Genomic DNA, 19,449 nt, shown 5'->3' with positions numbered 1-19,449 from the left:
GCCAGTGATTCACTGGCTTTTTATTTTGTCTAAATATTAAGCTGCTATAGAGTAACCGACCAAGGTTTAGTCAAAAGCAAGTTAGACCAGAGCTAGTTTGGCCGACTTCAATTAGGCCAAAAGCCGCTCTATCATCTCCTGGGCCTGCTCGAGCACCCGCTCGAGATGCGCCTGGCTAACAAAACTTTCACCATAGAGCTTAAACAACGCCTCTGTGCCCGATGGGCGCGCGGCGAACCAGGCTTTTTCGGTAACCACCTTGATGCCGCCGATAGCCGCGCCATTACCCGGTGCATGGGTCAGAACCTCTAGGATGGCATCTCCCGCCATGGCTTCACAGCCAAGATCGCTGACATTCAGGGGCTCGCTCACCAGCTGATTAAACTTAGCCTTACGTTTAGGGTTAACCGGCGAGTCAATGCGCTTGTAGAAACTCTCACCGTGACGCTCGACCATCTCGGCATAAAGCTTAGCAGGCGTCTTACCCGTTACCGCCAGTATCTCTGCCGCCAGCAGCGCCAGGATGAAACCATCTTTATCGGTACACCAACTGCCACCATCACGACGTAAGAAGGCGGCGCCTGCACTTTCTTCACCGCCGAAGGCGAAGCTGGCATTGGCCAGGCCGTCGACGAACCATTTAAAGCCTACCGGTACCTCACAGAGACTGCGCGACTGCTCACGGCATACCTTGTCTATCATGGCGCTGGAAACCAGTGTCTTGCCTATCTTAAGATCGGCTGACCACTGCGGGCGATGGGACAAGAGATACTCGATAGCCACCGCCAGATAATGGTTAGGGTTCATCAGGCCGCTGCCCGGGCAGACGATACCGTGCCTGTCGTAATCGGGATCGTTACCGACACAGATATCGAAGGCATCCTGATGGGCTAACAGTCCCGCCATGGCATAGGGCGATGAGCAGTCCATGCGGATCTTGCCATCCTTATCCAGCGGCATAAAACCAAAAGCGGGATCGATGCGATCGTTCACCAGGGTAATATCCAGCCCAAAGCGCTCGGCAATCTTGGCCCAATAGTGAATTCCTGAGCCGCCGAGGGGATCGACGCCAATGCGAATGCCAGCCTGCTTAATGGCCTGCATGTCGATCACCTGCTCGAGATCTTCGACATAAGCTGCCATCAGATCGCGCTCTTGAATAAGACTGGTCGTGACCGCCACTGAATAGGTCAGGCGCTTAACCCCTTCTAGCTGCTTAGCCAGATACTCGTTGGCACGCTGCTCGACCCAGGCCGTAATACCACCTTCCGCGGGACCACCATGGGGAGGATTGTATTTGATGCCACCGTCTTGAGGCGGATTGTGAGATGGCGTGATGATAAGGCCGTCGGTAAGCCCATAGGTAAGCCCAGCCCCCTGCACTCTGTTGGCCGCTATGATGGCATGGGACACCACAGGGGTCGGGGTATACTCATCGTTCTTAGCGACAATCACCTGCACGCCATTGGCGGTCAGTACCTCGAGGGCGGTAACGTAAGCCGCCTGAGACAGCGCGTGGGTATCTATGCCCACTATCATAGGCCCTTGAATACCGGCATCGAGTCGATAGTCGACTACGGCCTGAACAATGGCCAAGATGTGCTTCTCGTTGAAACTCTTATTAAAAGCACAGCCTCTGTGGCCCGAGGTGCCGAATGTGACCTTCTGCGCATCATTGGTCACATCCGGTGAGAGCCGATAGTAGTGGCTCATCAGTTTAGGAATATTAACCAAGTCCCTTTGTTGTGCCGGTTTACCGGCTCGCTCGTGTAGCGCCAAAATGTACTCCTAAGTGTCGGGTAGATTGAGCCTCAGTATCTCACTTAAATATGACCGATAATGGATTCAATCTGTTTTTCTTGCACGCCGAACTGACCTAATACTTCGCTTAGGATAGTGCGCTTCTTTGCCGTATTGTTATTGGTGGTGACCCAGAAGCCACTGTTTCCAATCTCTTTCGGGTTGGCTGACTTACTGGCCTTGAGTAGCGACTCTTTAGAGGTCGCAAAATAGAGACGATCGCGCCCCTGGATCTGCAGCACCTGGTCAAACTGATTAGGCGTCGCTTTATAGATAGCCTCTAAGGTAAACAGGAAACGGCCAACGGCGCCTTTTTGCTGGGCCAGAGCCCCCTTGTCGATCAAGGTCTCTGGGTCGATACTCGCCGCCTGATGAGTTTGCGCCACCTCTTTATCCAGGCCTGGCTGGCTGATCTGCTTAGGCTGCTCCATGGCAACCGTCTCTACGTCTAGGCCGAGTAATCGTCGCAGGATCTCTGAAGCACTCTCTCCTATGCGCTCTGTCTTGCTGGCAATATGGCGATATAGCTCTTCATCAATCTCAATATATTTCATGACTAGAATCTTCCTTAGACGGTAAAGGTAATTAGGTTATTGTTATCGCGAACGCGATCCGCAGCAACTGATGCCAGATCCGTTCAAGTGTATGCTATCTTTCCCACAGGAATAAAGAGCGATCGCATTAAAAATCCACAACTTGGTTACAAGATCAATAAATTACGCCTCAAGTGCGCAAAAACCCGTCAGAGAATGGCGCGATCGCGCTTAATGCTGTCTTTTGCAGCGATTTACAGGCACAATTTGGGCAATTATTTTCACGCTTAACTTTCCAAGACCAGCCTTTTCATGACCAGCTTGAATTACACCCAATCGGGACAAGGTAGCCCGGTTATCCTTATCCACGGCCTGTTTGGCAACCTGGATAACCTAAAAACCTTAGGCAATGCACTCGAAGATCATCAGGTGATCCGCATTGATGTGCCAAACCATGGCCTCAGCCCGCACTGGCCCAACATGGATTATCCCATGTTGGCCGAGGCTGTAATTGGTTTGATGGATGAACTCGAGCTGGAGTCGGCGCACCTGGTCGGCCACTCTATGGGTGGCAAGATCGCCATGGCCACCGCACTACTCTACGGCGATCGCGTCAGGAGCCTGGTAGCGGCAGATATCGCGCCCGTCGCCTATCAGCCCAGGCATCAGACAGTGTTTGCCGGCCTAAGCAACCTAGACCTTAGCGCGCTGGCTAACCGCGCTGATGCGCAAAAGCAACTGCTCGGTGCCGGTATCGACGAAGGTACGGCGCTGTTTCTGCTGAAAAACCTCACCAAGGATGAGCAAGGTTTTGCCTGGAAGATGAACCTGTCCGGACTGAAATCCAGCTATGAGCACCTGATCGGTTGGCCACTGGCAGATAGAGCCTACACTGGCCCTAGCCTGTGCATTCGCGGCGCCGATTCAGACTATGTCACCGCGGCGCACCGCCAGGCGTTCCTGTCTCAGTTTCCTAAGATCCAGGCCAAGTCACTGGCCGGCACAGGTCATTGGTTACACGCACAAAAACCAGCTATTTTCAACCGCATCGTCGCCGAGTTTATCGGGGAAAATGACTGAATCTTGTCTGTAAAGCGTGTAGCAGACGTTGCTTAACTATGGTATATTCGCGCCTCTTTTTTTAGCCTGAGGGAACGCAGCATGTTATCTCAGTATATGGAACAGATAGAGGCAGTTGGCTTAAACCTGTTCTTTGCGGCGATATTTTTCTTTATTGGTATGGCAATACATGACGTGCTCAAACAGGGAAATGTCCCTAAATTTGGCCGCTATATTGTTTGGTTGGTATTATTTCTCGGCTGTGCCGGGTTTATAGCTAAGGGCTTGATCCAACTCTCTTGGGAGAGCTCTGGCATAGGTTAAATGAACATTCGATGGCAAAAGAATCTTCAGACAGAACAACGATAGACCTGTTTGCAACGGAGAAACGCCGAGGACGCCCTCGCAGCAATCCCCTTCCCCGGGAGCAGCAATTAAAGGTCAACAAACGAAATCAGATCCAGCGCGACAGAGCCGCAGGATTGAAACGAATAGAGTTAAAGGTGTCACAAGATTTATACGACGCCTTGAATGAAAAGGCTTTGGCCAGTAACATCAGCCGCAGCCAATTAATCGAATCGATACTGCTTAAGCAGGTCAGAAGCTGATCTTAAGTGGTATTGAAACAAACGTCAGTGAACTAGATAAAGGAAAGACAATGGCAACTGTAGGTCTTTTTTTCGGCAGTGATACAGGTAATACCGAAGCCGTCGCCAAAATGATCCAGAAGAAACTGGGTAAGAAAATGGTCGACGTTAAGGATATCGCTAAGAGTACCAAAGAACAGATTGCAGAATATGATCTGCTGCTATTCGGTATCCCGACCTGGTATTACGGTGAAGCCCAATGCGATTGGGACGATTTCTTCCCTGAATTAGAACAGATCGATTTCGATGGTAAACTAGTCGCTATCTTTGGTTGTGGCGACCAAGAAGACTACGCCGAGTATTTCCTCGATGCCATGGGCATGGTTAACGAGATCGTTGAGGCGCGCGGCGCCGTGGTTATCGGTCACTGGCCAACCGACGGCTACGACTTCGAAGCCTCTAAAGGCATGGCCGACGATAAGCACTTCGTGGGTCTAGGTATCGACGAAGATCGTCAACCTGAGCTGACCGAAGAGCGTGTCGATGCCTGGGTTAAGCAGATCTACGAAGAGATGTGCCTGGCAGAGCTGGAAGACTAATCTTTCGGCCACATCAGTATAAAAAGCGGCGAATAGCCGCTTTTTTTAGCCCTGATACATTGGCCCTGATATATTAGCCCTGATATATAAGCCCTAATGCAATACTTCACTCTCGCCTTTGCGAAGCAAGCATTGCGAAGGGATAATGGCAAAAGGGATAATGGCGAAGAATGTCGCGTTAAACACTCCCCGAGTAATAGAGAACCCAAATTAGCTAACCCCATGCAGAGTCAAACACACGCCAACCACTGGGATATCTTCTGCGCCGTCGTCGATAACTATGGCGATATTGGCGTCACCTGGCGTCTGGCCAAACAGCTGGCGAAGGAATATGGATTGGCCATCACCCTATGGGTGGATGACTTAGCCAGTTTTGCCCATATCTTGCCAAAGCTGGATCCTAAATGTGCAAGCCAGAGCTTCGAGGGCGTCTGCATCAAACGGTGGGACGTCCCGTTGAGCCAGGAGTATCTGCCGGGAGAGGTGCTTATTGAGGCCTTTGCCTGTGAACTGCCCCCCGAAGTGATCGGCAAGATAGCTGCGCTACATCAAGCCGGTGACAAGGTGCCCGTCTGGCTAAACCTTGAGTATCTGAGCGCCGAAGATTGGGTCGAAGGCTGCCATGGCCTCCCCTCATTGCAGCGCAGTGGCCTGAAGAAGCAGTTTTATTTTCCTGGCTTTACTAACAAGACTGGCGGCCTTATCTGCGAAGCGGATCTGCTGGAACGCCGTCAAACGTGGCAGGAGAACAAAGAGCGACAGGCCTATTTTGAGGCACTGGGCCTCAGTGGCATCGATGAGCATGATACCGTCATCAGCCTGTTCAGCTATGAAACCGAAAGTCTCAATGCCCTATGCCGCCATTGGCAAGAAGGTGAAAGACAAGTGCATTTGTTAGTGCCTATCGGTCGCAGCCTCAATAGCCTTGGAGCCTTCATCGACCAGCAGCAGGCATTGACACCAGGAAGTCGTTTTCATCATGGCAAGCTGACCATACATCTGCTACCGATGACAGATCAACAGGGTTACGATCGCCTGCTGTGGAGCTGTGACTTCAACATAGTACGTGGTGAAGACTCCTTCCTGCGCGCCCAATGGGCCGCGAAACCCTTTATCTGGCATATCTATCCCCAGGAAGAAGACTATCACCTGATAAAATTAGAAGCCTTTATGGCACTTTATTGTCATAATCTGGCCCCAGAAATCGCCAGCGCCTGGAAAAAGCTCAATATCGGCTTTAACCAAGGCGAGCAGGAAACACTGCTTTCCCTGTGGCAACAAGTGGATAACGCGCATTTGGCCCTCACGCAACACGCACAAGATTGGCCCAATGAAGCATTAAATGATGCAGATCTTGCAACACGACTAGTTCAATTCGTTAAAAATAGCTAAGATACTGCGTTGAAATAGAAACACCCTAAAATATAGGAAATAGAGAAATGAAAACTGCTCATGAAATCCGTCCTGGTAACGTGATCATGTTAGATGGCAGCCCATGGGTTGTTCAAAAAACTGAAACAACTCGTTCAGGCCGTAACGCGGCTATCGTTAAGATGAAGCTGAAGAACCTACTTCAAGAGTCATCTACCGAAACCACCTTTAAGGGTGAAGACAAGATGGAAGATATCATTCTAGACCGTCTTGATTGTACTTATTCTTACTTCGCCGATCCTATGTATGTCTTCATGGATGCCGAATACAACCAGTACGACGTTGAAGCCGACAACCTAGGCGATGCAGCTGCTTACATCGTTGACGGTATGGAAGAACAGTGCCAGGTGACTTTCTACGAAGGTAAGGCAATCTCTGTTGAACTGCCAACCACAGTTGTACGTGAAGTGACCTACACTGAGCCTTCAGCTCGTGGCGACACCTCAGGTAAAGTCATGAAGCCTGCCACTATCGCCGGTGGTGCAACCTTGAGCGTTGCAGACTTCGTTAAAACTGGCGACCTGATCGAGATCGACACTCGTACACACGAGTTCAAGAAGCGCGCTTAAACAAGCCGTTAACTCGATAACAAAAGCCAGCGTAATTCGCTGGCTTTTTTGTGCCTGAAGCTCACAAAAATGGTGACAACAACTCCCAAAACCATCAATGACAGAATAAAATTCTGCTTTATTTTTTAACAAATAAGCTATTCAGCATTTTCCTCTAAAAATATTTCCTAAATTGCAGCAAAGCCCCTTTTAAACAATACTTTTTTTCGTTATTGTTCGATAACTTACGAGCTTAGACACAATCAGCTTTTTTCTTTATCGGCAATCACGAGGTTTCGATGCGCCCTATCATTAAATCCAATAAACTCGACACCGTCTGTTACGACATCCGCGGGCCTGTCCATAAGGAAGCCAGGCGCCTGGAAGATGAAGGCCATCGCATTCTTAAGCTCAACATAGGTAACCCGGCCCCCTTCGGTTTCGAGGCCCCGGAAGAGATAGTGCGCGACGTGATCCTCAACCTGCCCAGCGCTCAGGGCTACAGCGAGTCCAAGGGGCTGTTCTCGGCGCGCAAGGCGATCGTGCAGCACTACCAGAGTCTGGGGCTATTTGGCGTCGATATCGAGGATATCTACATCGGCAACGGCGTGTCGGAACTCATCGTAATGGCGATGCAGGGCCTGCTGAACAGCGACGATGAGGTGCTGGTACCCTCACCCGACTATCCCCTGTGGACGGCGGCGGTACATCTCTCAGGCGGCAAGGCGCAGCACTATCGCTGCGACGAAGAATCAGATTGGTTTCCCGATCTCGACGACATCAAATCCAAGATTAGCAGCCGCACCCGCGGCATAGTGCTGATCAACCCCAACAACCCAACCGGCGCCGTATACTCCCGCGAGCTACTGCTGGAGATTATCGAACTATGCCGTCAGCACGACATCATCTTGTTTGCCGACGAGATCTACGACAAGATCTTGTATGCTGGTGCGATTCATATTCCGGCTGCAACGCTGTCGAATGACATTCTCACCGTGACCTTCAATGGTCTCTCCAAATCATACCGCGCCGCGGGCTTTCGCGTTGGCTGGATGATGCTTTCGGGCAATCTCAAGGCCGCCAAGAGCTATATCGAAGGCTTGGATATGCTGGCCTCTATGCGTTTGTGCTCCAACGTCCCCAATCAGCACGCGATTCAGACCGCGCTCGGCGGCTATCAGAGCATCAATGAGCTGGTGGCCCCTGAAGGAAGACTCACGCTGCAACGTAATACTTGCTATGAGCTACTCAATCAGATCCCGGGGGTAAGCTGTAAGAAACCTAAGGGTGCGCTATATGCTTTCCCTAAGCTGGATGCCAAGAAGTTTAACCTGAGGGATGACGAGCGATTGGTGCTGGATCTACTCAAAGAGAAGAAGATCTTACTGGTACAAGGCACCGCCTTTAACTGGCCAGAGCCGGATCATCTCAGGGTGGTATTCCTGCCCCACAAGGAAGATCTGCACAAGGCACTGGTGGAGTTCGGTGACTTCCTCACCAGCTACAGCCAATAAGCTTTCTAGCGGTAACTAACCAAAGAAAAAGCGATCTCAGGATTGCTTTTTTTATTCTTAATACCAATCACAATAAATCAGTGAGCAGATATAGCGCAGGAAAAACACCTGAGAACAAGGCAAGATATTTAGATAAGTAGTTATTCCAGAGTTAGTAATTCCAGAGTCAGTAATTCCAGGATTAAAAATCCTAACGCCGTTATCAAGCGTTTTAACAAGCTAGCATGATCAGATTTTTATTACGATTGGTATAAGACACTGTTTCTATTTACTTGCCCTGTGTTACTGTTAATGCAACTTAGCAACAGGGAAAGCAGTATGAGTCATTTGTTCGCCCACCTGGCCAGGATGAAGTTGATCCAACGCTGGCCGCTCATGTACAACGTCCGCCCGGAAAACGTACAGGAACATTCGCTACAGGTCGCCATGGTGGCCCACGCCTTAGCCATCATAGCCAACAAGAAATTCAATAAGCAGCTCAGCCCGGAGCGCGCCGCCACCCTGGCGATATTTCACGATGCCAGCGAGATCCTCACCGGCGATCTGCCCACCCCGGTCAAATATTTCAACAAGGAGATCGAGGCCGAGTACAAGAAGATAGAGGCGATCGCCGAGCGCAGGCTGCTGGAGATGGTGCCCGAAGAGTTTCAAGAAGATTACCGGAACCTTTTACTGAGCGATCAAGCCGATGAAGAGTACAAACAGCTGGTGAAATCCGCCGATACCCTGTGCGCCTACCTCAAATGCCTGGAGGAGCAGACGGCCGGCAACCATGAGTTCAATACCGCCAAGCGCCGCCTCACCGAATCCCTCGGCAAGAATCCGGATCCGGCGGTAAAATATTTTATCGATACCTTTATTCCCAGCTTCGAGCTAAATCTCGACGAGATCAATCGCCTGCTTTAGCAGCAATGTCTGGCAACGAGGAAAACGTATGACATCGGCCATCTGGCATGAGAGACGCTTGGGCGAAGAGAAACTCAGGCGCAACGACCACCGCAGCCCCTATCAGCGCGATCGCGCCCGCATTCTACACTCGGCCGCCTTCAGACGTTTGCAGGCCAAGACTCAGGTACTGGGTGTCGGCATGAACGACTTCTATCGCACCCGCCTCACCCACTCGCTGGAGGTGTCGCAGATAGGCACAGGGATCTGCGCCCAGCTCAAACAGAAATACCCGGATCTGCATCATCTGCTCGACTCCATGAGCCTGATAGAATCCCTCTGCCTGGCCCACGACATTGGCCATCCCCCCTTTGGTCACGGCGGCGAGGTCGCGCTCAACTATATGATGCGCAGCGACGGCGGCTTCGAGGGCAACGGACAAACCTTCAGGATCCTCACCGCGCTCGAGCCCTATACCCAACACTTTGGCATGAACCTCACCCGGCGCACCTTGCTGGGGATCCTCAAGTATCCCGCCAGCCACAATGAACTGTATCAGTCCCAGCCAAGGCCAGAGGTCGACAGCTATCGTCAACTTAAGCCAAGCCAGTGGCGTCCGGTTAAAGGGATCTTCTTTGAGGACAAGCCTGTGCTCGACTGGGTACTCGAGCCGCTATCGCTCCAGGACAGAGAACGATTCGTCTCGGCTGAGCCCGGAGCAAGAGATCAACACAGACGCACCCGGTATAAGTCGCTCGATTGCTCCATCATGGAGCTCGCAGACGATACCGCCTATGCCATTCACGATCTCGAAGATGCCATCGTCATGGGAATTGTCACCCAGGCCATGTGGCAGCAAGATGTGGCCAGCCTGCTAGCGGGCAGCGACGATGAATGGATTGCCAAGGAGTTCGCTACCATAGGCGATAAGCTGTTTGCGCTGGAAAATCACCTGCGTAAGGACGCCATTGGTACATTGGTTAATGGTTTCGTCACCGCCATCTTGATCGATGAAAACCCCAATTTTATCGAGCCGCTACTCAGATATAACGCCCGCCTGGAGCCCCCCTTCGACGAGGCGCTCCATGTGCTCAAGCAATTTGTCTACAAGCGGGTGATCCGCAAACCCGAGATCCAGATGTTAGAGTACAAGGGGCAGCAGATAGTGATGGAGCTGTTCGAGGCCTTCGCCTCAGATCCCGAGCGTCTGTTGCCGCTCAATACCCAGGAGCGCTGGCAACAGATGGCCCAGCAAGAAGGTAACTGCAACCGGGTGATCGCCGACTATATCTCGGGGATGACAGATGAGTTTGCCGCACGTCTGCACCAACATCTGTTTAGTGCCAAGGCGGGTTCCCTAATCGATCTGCAATAAGCCCAACGCCATAGTCCCTTAAAAGGGCATAAAAAACGCGCACTAGGCGCGTTTTTCTTATCCAGAGCCTTTACAACAACTGGCTAGCTGCCTATCAGGCTGGGGAACAGGCCCTTAAAGCCTGCCGCCATCACCTCGATACCGATAGAGAGCATCAGCAGACCCATGAGACGGGTGATCACGTTGATGCCCGTCTTACCCAGCAGCTTGAAGATCACCGGCGCCATGCGGAACAGGGTGAAACTGGTGAGGCCGAAGATCACTACAGTGATCGACATGCCAATAAGGTCGCTAAAGGTGTTGTGCTGCGCCGCCGAGACGATCACCGAACTGATCGCACCAGGGCCGGCCATCAGCGGCAAGGCCAGAGGGACTACGGCAACCGACTCCATGCCCGACGCCTCCCTGTCTTCTTCCTGGTTACGCTTCACCTCACCCAGCTTACCTTGCAGCATGGACATGGCGATGATGGCGATCAGGGTGCCGCCGGCAATTCTGAACGCCGACAGCGAGATACTAAACATGTTGAGGATATGCTGGCCGGCGATGATGGTCACCAAAAGGATCACCACCACGGCAAAGTTGGCGACCTTTCCGGTATGGTTGCGCTCCGCTTCCGTCTGGTGACTGGTCAGACTCACAAACACGGGCAGCAAACCTATGGGGTTAATTATCGCTACCAAGCCAAGAAAAAATTTAACATAAAGTGTTAAATCCAATGTCATCTCCTCAAGTGACGTTATAGTCGGTTAAAAAGCAGTATGGTTGAAAAACGCTTACTGTACAGTATGTCTCTTCCGTGGAAAAACGAGATTTTCTATCACAATTCACAACTTTGACTTAAATATTCTATTTTTACCCGACTAAAATTAACCCAGTGAAAGCCGTCACATTGTGCTCACAATGTCATTTTATTACATTAACAGGCGGTTTTGCGGCGCCGATCACGGTTACCACCCCGTCAAAGGTGTAATTTTCCTCCACAAAGAGAATTTAGCCAAAACCAATTTTCGCTAAATTTTTTTCCAAGGATCTTATTATGACTGTTAGCAACCAACAGGAACTCGACCAACTGGTCGAACGGGTCGCCAAGGCCCAGGCACAATTTGCCAACTTTAGCCAGGAGCAGGTCGATAAAATCTTCCGCGCCGCCGCCCTGGCCGCGGCCGATGCCCGTATCTCCCTGGCCAAGATGGCGGCCAACGAAACCGGTATGGGTGTACTGGAAGATAAGGTGATCAAGAACCACTTCGCCTCCGAATACATCTACAACAAGTATAAGGATGACAAGACCTGTGGCATCCTTGAGGAAGACCCAACCTTCGGCACCATCACCATCGCCGAGCCAGTGGGCCTCATCTGCGGCATAGTGCCGACAACCAACCCAACGTCTACTGCCATCTTCAAGGCGCTGATCAGCCTCAAGACCCGTAACGGCATCATCTTCTCGCCACACCCTAGAGCCAAGGTATCGACAACTACCGCCGCCCGCCTGGTGCTCGAGGCGGCGGTCGAAGCCGGCGCGCCGAAAGATATCATCGGCTGGATCGATGAGCCCAGCGTGGCCCTGTCTAACCAGTTAATGACCCACGACAAGATCAACCTGATCCTGGCCACTGGTGGCCCTGGCATGGTGAAGGCCGCCTACTCTTCAGGCAAGCCAGCAATCGGTGTCGGCGCAGGTAACACGCCTATCGTTATCGACGAGACCGCCGACATCAAGCGCGCGGTCAGCTCTATCCTGATGTCCAAGACCTTCGATAACGGCGTGGTGTGTGCATCAGAGCAGGCCGTGGTCGTGGTTGACGCCGTCTATGACGCGGTCAAAGAGCGTTTCGCCAGCCATGGCGGCTACATGCTCTCGAGCAAAGAAGCCAAGGCGATGCAGAAGGTGATCCTTAAAAATGGTGCGCTCAATGCCGACATCGTAGGCCAAAGCGCGGCAACCATAGCGGCAATGGCCAACATCAAGGTGCCCGCCAGCACTAAGGTGCTGATTGGTCAGGCAACCGAGATCAGCGAAAGCGAGGCCTTCGCTCATGAGAAGCTCTCTCCGCTATTGGCCATGTACCGCGCCAGCGATTTCGACGATGCGCTCAACAAGGCCGAAGCCTTAGTGACACTGGGCGGCATAGGCCACACATCGGGTCTCTATACCGATCAAGATACTCAGACAGAGCGGGTAAAAACCTTCGGCTACCGCATGAAAACTGCGCGTATTCTGATCAATACCCCGGCCTCGCAAGGTGGCATCGGCGATCTCTACAACTTCAAGTTGGCGCCATCGCTTACTCTTGGCTGTGGCTCATGGGGCGGTAACTCCATCTCAGAAAACGTAGGTCCTAGCCACCTGATCAACAAGAAAACTGTCGCCAAGCGAGCCGAAAATATGTTGTGGCATAAACTCCCCTCCTCTATCTATTTCCGCCGCGGCAGCTTGCCTATCGCCCTCGAAGAGTTAAGCGATAAGAAACGCGCGCTGATCGTGACAGACAAGTATCTGTTTAATAACGGCTACTGTGACGAGACCATCAAGATCTTGAAGTCTCAGGGCCTGGAAACCGAAGTCTTCTACGAAGTAGAGGCCGACCCAACCCTGGCCATCGTTAACCAAGGTGCCAGTGTGGCCAAGAGCTTCCAGCCCGATGTGATCATCGCCCTTGGCGGTGGCTCACCGATGGATGCAGCCAAGATCATCTGGGTCATGTATGAACATCCTGAAGTCGACTTTGCCGATCTGGCGCTGCGCTTCATGGACATTCGTAAGCGCATCTACAAGTTCCCGAAATTGGGCAAGAAGGCCAAGATGGTAGCGATCCCTACCACCTCAGGCACAGGTTCAGAGGTGACACCATTCGCGGTGGTCACCGATGAGCAGACCGGCATGAAGTATCCGATTGCCGACTATGAGCTGACGCCCAACATGGCGATCGTCGACCCTAACCTGGTGATGGATATGCCAAAGTCGCTTACCGCCTTCGGGGGTATCGACGCCATCACCCACGCGCTGGAAGCCTATGTCAGCGTGATGGCCAACGAGTACAGCGACGGTCAGGCGCTGCAGGCACTGGATCTGCTGGTAAAACACCTGCCAGACGCCTACGCCTTGGGCGCCAAGGCTCCGGTGGCCCGCGAGAAGGTGCATAATGGCGCCACCATTGCCGGCATCGCCTTCGCTAACGCCTTCCTGGGGATCTGTCACTCTATGGCGCACAAGCTGGGCGCCGAGTTCCACCTGGCACACGGTTTAGCAAACGCCCTGCTGATCAGCAACGTGATCCGCTTTAATGCGACCGATCTACCAACCAAGCAGGCCGCATTCAGCCAGTACGATCGACCCAAGGCCCTTTGTCGTTACGCAAAGATTGCCGAACATCTCAAATTAAAAGGCGCGACAGGCGAAGGCATTAGCGATGAAGAAAAAGTGGAAGCGTTGCTCGAAAAAATCGATGAACTCAAGAAGACGATTGGCATTCCGGCTTCGATCCAAGAAGCAGGCATCAACGAAGCCGACTTCTTCGCTAAACTCGACGAGCTTGCCGAAGACGCCTTCGACGATCAATGTACCGGGGCAAACCCAAGATACCCATTGATTGCTGAGCTCAAGGCGATCCTCACCGCCAGCTTCTACGGTAAGAAGTATCAAGACGCCGTCTAATCGCTTGAGGGACTCGCGCGAGCCCTAGCGTCGCGACCAGTCTTACTCATTAACTAAGCAAGAGGTGCTCATAGAGCACCTTTTTTATGTTTCTCTTACAGCCCCAAGCCCTACTCCTGAATAGCGATATCCAATTGTTTTTACGAATCAATAAATAAAGAAAAAGCTTTTTACCTTGACCACAAAAATTATTAGTTAGCAAGACTGTCAGCTTAAGGCTATAAGGCTTCACCCCATGTTAGGATCCTAAGCCATTGACAGCACATTTAGACTCACCTTCAGATTCTGAACTCAAAGATATCCTGTTTGCCGACATCTGCGATCGGCTCGCTACCCACGGCTATGTCGTGCTGCACAACATTTTTGCACAGCCTATGTTGCAACAACTGCTGGATGGCATCACGGGACTGGCCGAGGAAGACTTTAAGGCCGCCGCTATAGGTCGTCAGCAAGACCAACAGGTCGTCGAGTCGATTCGCCGGGATAAGATCTGCTGGTTAAACGAGTCGGTAGAGTTTGCAAAAGACTACTTCGATTGGTCAGAAGAGCTGCGCCTCGCCGTCAACCGCTATCTCTATCTGGGCCTGTTCGATCAAGAAGCCATGCTGGCCTACTACGCCCCAGGAGCCTTCTATAAACGTCATCTCGACGCCTTTAGGGGCCAGACCAATCGCAAGCTCACCAGCATCCTCTATCTCAACCCAGACTGGCAACCCAGCCACGGCGGTGAGCTGCTGATGTACGAAGGCGACGAAACCACCCCATTCCAAGTCGTTGAGCCTAGGTTCGGTACCATGGTGATCTTCTTAAGCGAACTCTTTCCCCACGAGGTCTCCCTGTCCCACCACGACAGATACAGCCTAACCTCTTGGTACCGCATCAACGACGGCATGCCAGGGCACTAAGCGTCGCAGTATCGAAAACAAGTCCCCAGAACTCCCTTAGGCATTTGCGAGCTCAGCAATATCCGAGCTCGCGGTGAATCACACAGCTAGCGACCAATCAGCAGTCTCGCTCAGCAATTCTCCCATCTTCTCCCCATGTCAACCTATTGGCAACCAGCCAAATACAGTGCTAAGTTATTGTAAAAATGAATTATCCCCACTAAAAATTGCTAACAAAGCTAGCTAGGTCAGCCGAGCAAGGTGCGCACTTCTTAGGAGGTGATAGATGATAGGGAATGCTATATGAAAAGGATCCTTTGCTTACTCGCTATGAGTGTGATGCTTGTTGCTTGTGATGACTACCACTTGAGAAACCGCTAACCGCATAGAAGATGACAAGTCATAACTGACGCCGTCATTGAGATTCAAACTCAATACTCCCATAGCATTACACTCTTTCCCTTATGGAGTAATGCCATAGAAGGAAACGCCCATGAGCGCCATTAAGGACATAAGAATCAACAAGTTCGAACTAAAATTAGCTGACACGGATGACCCCGTTGCCGAAAAGACCAGCTGGGATCCGCTGAAATCTGGCGGCGCAAACTTTAAAACACAAGATATGGTCGAGACCCAAGGCCGGATTGTTATTAAGCACTCCGTGACGGCTATTATTTTATATTCGATGTTTTTGCTACCCGGTTTAGGAATATTTTTCATCGTCAGTCCCACTCTATTCCTCGAGGGGGAATCTGGTGGTGGCAGCGCCATGGCGATACTCGGCGCCCTATTCATAGGCGTTAGTCTCTTGATGCTGTCCAGCAAGAAGCACATGACCTTCGATAAAACCTTAGGCACCTATTTTTGCGGCAAAAACTACGATGGCTCTCAAAGAGGTGATGCCAGTCGTCAGGGACGACTCAGCGATATCTACGCATTACAAATCATCAGTGAGTCTATACGCTCTAACAATCGCTCCTATCGCAGCTATGAGCTTAATCTGGTCTTTCGCAATGGTGAGCGAGCCAATGTAATGGATCACGGCAGCGAGTTAAAAATCGAAGCCAGCGCTAAAAAGTTGGCCGCATATCTCGACCGACCGCTTTGGAAAGCGACATAGGTTTTTCAGGCCTCATCACAAGTTGCCGCTAAGGCAGATAACACGCTTAAATTGATAGGGTCTTCCTGAGAAATGATGAGCCTAAAGTGATCGTCGATTTGATCTTTGCAATGCGTTATTAAGGGTTTCCATGTCGGGCATCTCTTCAAATTGTGCTCCGCTGTCACCAATAATGTCCCAATTGGCTTTAGACTCAACAAACAGATGCGCAACGACACGGCTATCTTTAGCATCATCGAGTAATCCAGCAGGGATCCAATACTGTTTTTTATTACTCATCAGGTGAGGTACTGTACTGCCGCACTTGCTACAGAAATCAGAACGATAACCGGTTTCACTGATGTATGAATTAACAAGGGACTCCCCCTTAATCCATGTAAATTGCGCTTTATTAAGAAATGTGGCGGTATCTGACGAAGAAGCAGACAACTTTCGACATAAAGAACAATGGCACTGATAAAAGTGAGGAAGAGATCCGCTTATGTAAAACTCGACATCTCCACACAGACATTTACCTTTCATCTTGACTGACTCTCCTGACACTAGGTGTGCTAATTAAAGAAATCTGCAGACCCATAGTTTTGATTGTTCGAATGGAACACGCAAAAGCTATTCGCCTCCCAGGTGATGTATATATCTGCATCATACGCGACTGTATTTGAAAATTGGATGTTCACTGGCTATTAGTTGCCGTGGGGCTAAGTCTATTAAATACCCATTACAAATGCGTTAGAAAAAATATCATAAAATGAATCAACGAGATAAATCTTTAGCAAGATTAGGAAACACCACAAGGAGAAAGATGGAAGTGAGAATAAGCAACCGGGCACCAGATCTCGAAGAGTTCATGACTTTGCGAACTGCAGTTGGCTGGACAAACCCCAAGCCTGGACTGGTTCAACAAAGCCTGAATAACTCGCTTTTTCACGTTTGCGCCCATATCGATTCGAAGCTTGTGGGTTACGGCCGTATTGTGGGCGACGGCGCTATGTATTTTTATCTGCAAGACATAGTGATCTCACCCGAGTATCAAAACCAAGGTGTAGGCAGATCTATTATGAAGGAGATAGAGAGTTTTGTTGCAGACAACGCCATGCCCGGCGCCACCATTGGGCTGTTGGCCGCCTGCGGTAAGGAAGCGTTTTACTCTCAATTTGGCTACAGCCCCAGAACAGGGGAACCTCTTGGACTTGGCATGTGCAAATTTGTCGAATGAGAGCGCTATATAGGCAAACGATAGCTCACCCTGCCCGATTATCATTGGAAGCGCATGTGAACTAGACTCGGGCAAGCTAATCGCATACAAAAAACGCCCACAAAAAAGCCAGAACTGAGTTCTGGCTTTTTATTTTCTATGATCGGGTGACTAAATTATCACCCGCATCTTGCGAGTCTTAAACTCGGCTTACTTCTTGGTCCAGCGATCCATCCAGCCCAATACGTTGGCGTACCATTGCTCTAGGTTATCTGGGTTAAGGATCCAGTGGTTCTCATCTGGGTAGACAAGCAGCTCAGATGGGATCCCTTTGCGCTGCATGAAGCTAAACGCCGCCAGGCCCTGTCCGTAAGGCACACGGAAGTCCTTCTCACCATGGATCACCAGCATAGGCGTCTGCCAGTTGTCGACATAGTTAACCGGGTTAAACTTCTCGAACAGTTCCTTGTTGTCCTGGTAAGTGCCACCGAACTCATATTCAGGGAACCACAGCTCTTCGGTCACATAGTACATAGAGCGCATGTCGAACAGACCCGCGTGGTTAACCAGACACTTGAAGCCGTCGTTCCAGTTGCCTTGGATCCAGTTCATCATGTAGCCGCCGTATGAACCACCCAGGGCGCAGGCGCGATCGCCATCTAGCCACTTCTGCTGAGCCGTCACCGCAGCCAAACCTTTCTGCAGATCTTCCAGCGGCTTGCCGCCCCAATCCTTAGAGATAGAGTCGGTGAAGGCCTGACCATAACCGGTAGAGCCGTGGAAATCGATCATCACCACACCGTAACCGGCACCCGCCCATAGCTGAGCGTTCCAGCGGCTGCTGAATGAGTTGCCGAATGAGCCTTGTGGGCCACCGTGTACTAGGAAGGCAACGGGATACTTCTTACCTTGCTTGTAGTTAGCAGGCTTGATCCAGTAACCATAGACCTCTTCGTTGTTCCAGCCCTTGAAGCTGAACTGTTCAAACTCGCCAAACTTGATCTTAGCCAGGTTGTCTTTGTTCACCTCGGTCAGGCGATTTACATTCTGACCGTCGAGAGACATGGTATAGAGATCGCCCGGCTCAACCAGACTCTTGTGGTTGAAGACGATCTTGTCACCAGTCACACCCAGGATGCTGTTGCTGCCATCGTTGTGCAGCGTCTTCACGTCACCAAATTGAGTGTTGACCTCGAAGATGCTCACCTGACCCAGGTCCTGCGCCGTCACATAAAGTGTGCGGTTATCTGCGCCGAAGGTCAGCGAGCTTGGGCTGCGATCCCACAGCGGCGCCACTTCTTTCTCTTGTCCGGTCACAGTGTCACGCAGCATGACGCGGTAACGATCCGCCTCGAAACCAGGCTTGCTCATGGCAAGATAAGCCAGGTAGCGGCCATCCGCCGAGAAGGTTGGCTGGGCATCCCACGCCTTGTTGCTCTCGGTCAGGTTTTTCGCCTCACCGCCAAGCACTGAGACCTGCCACAGGTCGTAGTTGGTTTCCCAAGCCTGTGACTTGCTCGGCGCCTTGGCGCTGTAGACCACATACTTACCGTCTGGGGTAAAGGTCACCTCTTCCATGCCTGAAAATGGCAGCGGCGGAGTTTCGGTATCCAGGCCTTTAGTCACATCCACGGCAGTGTCGATCATCTTGCCGTCAAGTTTTGCCACAAACAGGTGGCTGCGGCTGTGATCGCCCCAGGTATCCCAGTGGCGCACCATCAGCTGCTTGTATTCGCGGCCGGTAGATTTGCGCTCGGCTTCCTGCTCACGCTTGTCGGCGGTGCACTTCAAGGTGTCACACTCAGGGTAGACACGCATGTTCATCACGACCTGAGCGCCATCTTGAGACAGCTTAAAGCCTTCCACGTCCAGCGGCAGATTAGAGATCTTAACCGCTTCGCCGCCATCGAGTGCCAGCTCATACAGCTGTGAGCTGCCATCGCGCGCCGCCAGGAAGTAGATCTTCTTATCGTCTGCGCTAAAGGCAACGCTATGCTCAGTACCTTTGGCCGAGGTCAGGCGTTTTACCTTGCCATCGGTCAGCGACTGAAGATAAAGGTCAGATTGTGCCTCACCCTTATCATCAAATTTTTTAACTGCATAAACGATTTTAGTGCCGTCATTAGACAGTGCACTTGAATGCAGCTTATTCATTTTAACGAGATGCTGTACCTTGAAAGGCTCGGGTGCGGCGGCGTGAGCGCCAGACACTAGACCGGCTGTCGCCAAGGCAAGTATGATTGCAGTTTTTTTCATTGTTA

The 19,449-nt window shown here is 51.3% G+C and carries 18 protein-coding genes; 13 read left to right on the top strand and 5 right to left on the bottom strand.

The window, feature by feature from the left end; all coding sequences use genetic code 11:
- Positions 1 to 111: 111 nt before the first annotated feature.
- Positions 112 to 1,779, bottom strand: a complete 1,668-nt coding sequence (gene pgm / locus AYI87_RS02350) for a phosphoglucomutase (alpha-D-glucose-1,6-bisphosphate-dependent) (protein WP_144199229.1) — start codon at positions 1,777 to 1,779, stop codon at positions 112 to 114.
- Between the two features lie 44 nt (positions 1,780 to 1,823).
- Positions 1,824 to 2,354 carry a replication initiation negative regulator SeqA gene (gene seqA, locus AYI87_RS02345; protein ID WP_011865719.1) on the bottom strand — a complete coding sequence of 177 codons (531 nt, stop codon included), beginning with the start codon at positions 2,352 to 2,354 and terminating at the stop codon, positions 1,824 to 1,826.
- Positions 2,355 to 2,645: 291 nt separating this feature from the next.
- On the opposite strand from seqA, the gene AYI87_RS02340 reads away from it, so the two are divergent.
- The 9 genes from AYI87_RS02340 to AYI87_RS02300 all read left to right on the top strand — a co-directional run bounded on the left by AYI87_RS02340 (position 2,646) and on the right by AYI87_RS02300 (position 10,331).
- The gene (locus tag AYI87_RS02340) at positions 2,646 to 3,413 is read left to right on the top strand and encodes an alpha/beta fold hydrolase (RefSeq protein WP_144199227.1); all 768 of its coding nucleotides are present in this window, start codon (positions 2,646 to 2,648) and stop codon (positions 3,411 to 3,413) included.
- 81 nt (positions 3,414 to 3,494) lie between these two features.
- On the top strand, positions 3,495 to 3,716 hold the full coding sequence (locus AYI87_RS02335) for a DUF2788 domain-containing protein (protein ID WP_011865717.1): 222 nt from the start codon (positions 3,495 to 3,497) through the stop codon (positions 3,714 to 3,716).
- An 11-nt stretch (positions 3,717 to 3,727) separates the two neighbouring features.
- Positions 3,728 to 4,000, top strand: coding sequence for a LexA regulated protein (ybfE, locus tag AYI87_RS02330; protein ID WP_011865716.1), 273 nt, complete (start codon positions 3,728 to 3,730; stop codon positions 3,998 to 4,000).
- 50 nt (positions 4,001 to 4,050) lie between these two features.
- The gene (fldA, locus tag AYI87_RS02325) at positions 4,051 to 4,578 is read left to right on the top strand and encodes a flavodoxin FldA (RefSeq protein ID WP_011865715.1); all 528 of its coding nucleotides are present in this window, start codon (positions 4,051 to 4,053) and stop codon (positions 4,576 to 4,578) included.
- Positions 4,579 to 4,800: 222 nt separating this feature from the next.
- Positions 4,801 to 5,970, top strand: coding sequence for an elongation factor P maturation arginine rhamnosyltransferase EarP (gene earP / locus AYI87_RS02320; protein ID WP_144199225.1), 1,170 nt, complete (start codon positions 4,801 to 4,803; stop codon positions 5,968 to 5,970).
- Positions 5,971 to 6,017: 47 nt separating this feature from the next.
- Complete coding sequence (efp, locus tag AYI87_RS02315) at positions 6,018 to 6,578, top strand: elongation factor P (protein WP_011865713.1); 561 nt, start codon at positions 6,018 to 6,020, stop codon at positions 6,576 to 6,578.
- A 278-nt stretch (positions 6,579 to 6,856) separates the two neighbouring features.
- Positions 6,857 to 8,071, top strand: a complete 1,215-nt coding sequence (locus tag AYI87_RS02310; protein ID WP_144199223.1) for a pyridoxal phosphate-dependent aminotransferase — start codon at positions 6,857 to 6,859, stop codon at positions 8,069 to 8,071.
- A 318-nt stretch (positions 8,072 to 8,389) separates the two neighbouring features.
- Positions 8,390 to 8,977: a 5'-deoxynucleotidase gene (gene yfbR / locus AYI87_RS02305; protein WP_144199221.1), complete on the top strand. Its 588-nt coding sequence runs from the start codon at positions 8,390 to 8,392 to the stop codon at positions 8,975 to 8,977.
- Positions 8,978 to 9,005: 28 nt separating this feature from the next.
- Positions 9,006 to 10,331 (top strand): anti-phage deoxyguanosine triphosphatase, encoded by a 1,326-nt coding sequence (locus AYI87_RS02300; protein WP_144199219.1) that lies wholly within the window; start codon positions 9,006 to 9,008, stop codon positions 10,329 to 10,331.
- A gap of 83 nt (positions 10,332 to 10,414) precedes the next feature.
- Here AYI87_RS02300 and AYI87_RS02295 read toward each other — a convergent pair whose 3' ends face one another.
- Positions 10,415 to 11,050: a YchE family NAAT transporter gene (locus AYI87_RS02295; protein WP_041406624.1), complete on the bottom strand. Its 636-nt coding sequence runs from the start codon at positions 11,048 to 11,050 to the stop codon at positions 10,415 to 10,417.
- 320 nt (positions 11,051 to 11,370) lie between these two features.
- Here AYI87_RS02295 and adhE point away from each other — a divergent pair, with 320 nt between their 5' ends.
- The 3 genes from adhE to AYI87_RS02280 all read left to right on the top strand — a co-directional run bounded on the left by adhE (position 11,371) and on the right by AYI87_RS02280 (position 15,993).
- Positions 11,371 to 13,989, top strand: a complete 2,619-nt coding sequence (gene adhE / locus AYI87_RS02290; RefSeq protein ID WP_144199218.1) for a bifunctional acetaldehyde-CoA/alcohol dehydrogenase — start codon at positions 11,371 to 11,373, stop codon at positions 13,987 to 13,989.
- Positions 13,990 to 14,243: 254 nt separating this feature from the next.
- Positions 14,244 to 14,894: a 2OG-Fe(II) oxygenase gene (locus tag AYI87_RS02285; protein ID WP_144199216.1), complete on the top strand. Its 651-nt coding sequence runs from the start codon at positions 14,244 to 14,246 to the stop codon at positions 14,892 to 14,894.
- Between the two features lie 472 nt (positions 14,895 to 15,366).
- Complete coding sequence (locus tag AYI87_RS02280; protein WP_144199214.1) at positions 15,367 to 15,993, top strand: hypothetical protein; 627 nt, start codon at positions 15,367 to 15,369, stop codon at positions 15,991 to 15,993.
- A gap of 81 nt (positions 15,994 to 16,074) precedes the next feature.
- Here the strand turns inward: AYI87_RS02280 and AYI87_RS02275 are convergent, their stop codons facing one another.
- On the bottom strand, positions 16,075 to 16,515 hold the full coding sequence (locus AYI87_RS02275; protein WP_144199212.1) for a GFA family protein: 441 nt from the start codon (positions 16,513 to 16,515) through the stop codon (positions 16,075 to 16,077).
- A gap of 280 nt (positions 16,516 to 16,795) precedes the next feature.
- On the opposite strand from AYI87_RS02275, the gene AYI87_RS02270 reads away from it, so the two are divergent.
- On the top strand, positions 16,796 to 17,209 hold the full coding sequence (locus AYI87_RS02270) for a GNAT family N-acetyltransferase (RefSeq protein WP_144199210.1): 414 nt from the start codon (positions 16,796 to 16,798) through the stop codon (positions 17,207 to 17,209).
- 189 nt (positions 17,210 to 17,398) lie between these two features.
- On the opposite strand, the gene AYI87_RS02265 is transcribed toward AYI87_RS02270, so the two are convergent.
- A complete protein-coding gene (locus tag AYI87_RS02265; RefSeq protein WP_186300536.1) occupies positions 17,399 to 19,444 on the bottom strand; it encodes an alpha/beta hydrolase family protein in 2,046 nt (681 codons plus the stop codon).
- Between the last annotated feature and the right edge of the window lie 5 nt (positions 19,445 to 19,449).

This window comes from Shewanella sp. KCT (genome assembly GCF_007636505.1).
In the GTDB taxonomy this organism is placed as follows: Bacteria; Pseudomonadota; Gammaproteobacteria; order Enterobacterales; family Shewanellaceae; genus Shewanella; species Shewanella halotolerans.
Note: the sequence above shows the minus strand (reverse complement) of the source record. Positions and strands in the feature narration are given on the sequence as shown.

Bases quoted from the DNA above. Each gene is read 5' to 3' on its own strand.
- AYI87_RS02275 (WP_144199212.1), bottom strand. From the start codon at position 16,515: ATGAAAGGTAAATGTCTGTGTGGAGATGTCGAGTTTTACATAAGCGGA.
- efp (WP_011865713.1), top strand. From the start codon at position 6,018: ATGAAAACTGCTCATGAAATCCGTCCTGGTAACGTGATCATGTTAGAT.
- AYI87_RS02270 (WP_144199210.1), top strand. From the start codon at position 16,796: ATGGAAGTGAGAATAAGCAACCGGGCACCAGATCTCGAAGAGTTCATG.
- AYI87_RS02335 (WP_011865717.1), top strand. From the start codon at position 3,495: ATGTTATCTCAGTATATGGAACAGATAGAGGCAGTTGGCTTAAACCTG.
- ybfE (WP_011865716.1), top strand. From the start codon at position 3,728: ATGGCAAAAGAATCTTCAGACAGAACAACGATAGACCTGTTTGCAACG.
- AYI87_RS02280 (WP_144199214.1), top strand. From the start codon at position 15,367: ATGAGCGCCATTAAGGACATAAGAATCAACAAGTTCGAACTAAAATTA.
- adhE (WP_144199218.1), top strand. From the start codon at position 11,371: ATGACTGTTAGCAACCAACAGGAACTCGACCAACTGGTCGAACGGGTC.
- AYI87_RS02300 (WP_144199219.1), top strand. From the start codon at position 9,006: ATGACATCGGCCATCTGGCATGAGAGACGCTTGGGCGAAGAGAAACTC.
- AYI87_RS02340 (WP_144199227.1), top strand. From the start codon at position 2,646: ATGACCAGCTTGAATTACACCCAATCGGGACAAGGTAGCCCGGTTATC.
- seqA (WP_011865719.1), bottom strand. From the start codon at position 2,354: ATGAAATATATTGAGATTGATGAAGAGCTATATCGCCATATTGCCAGC.
- yfbR (WP_144199221.1), top strand. From the start codon at position 8,390: ATGAGTCATTTGTTCGCCCACCTGGCCAGGATGAAGTTGATCCAACGC.
- AYI87_RS02265 (WP_186300536.1), bottom strand. From the start codon at position 19,444: ATGAAAAAAACTGCAATCATACTTGCCTTGGCGACAGCCGGTCTAGTG.
- AYI87_RS02310 (WP_144199223.1), top strand. From the start codon at position 6,857: ATGCGCCCTATCATTAAATCCAATAAACTCGACACCGTCTGTTACGAC.
- earP (WP_144199225.1), top strand. From the start codon at position 4,801: ATGCAGAGTCAAACACACGCCAACCACTGGGATATCTTCTGCGCCGTC.
- fldA (WP_011865715.1), top strand. From the start codon at position 4,051: ATGGCAACTGTAGGTCTTTTTTTCGGCAGTGATACAGGTAATACCGAA.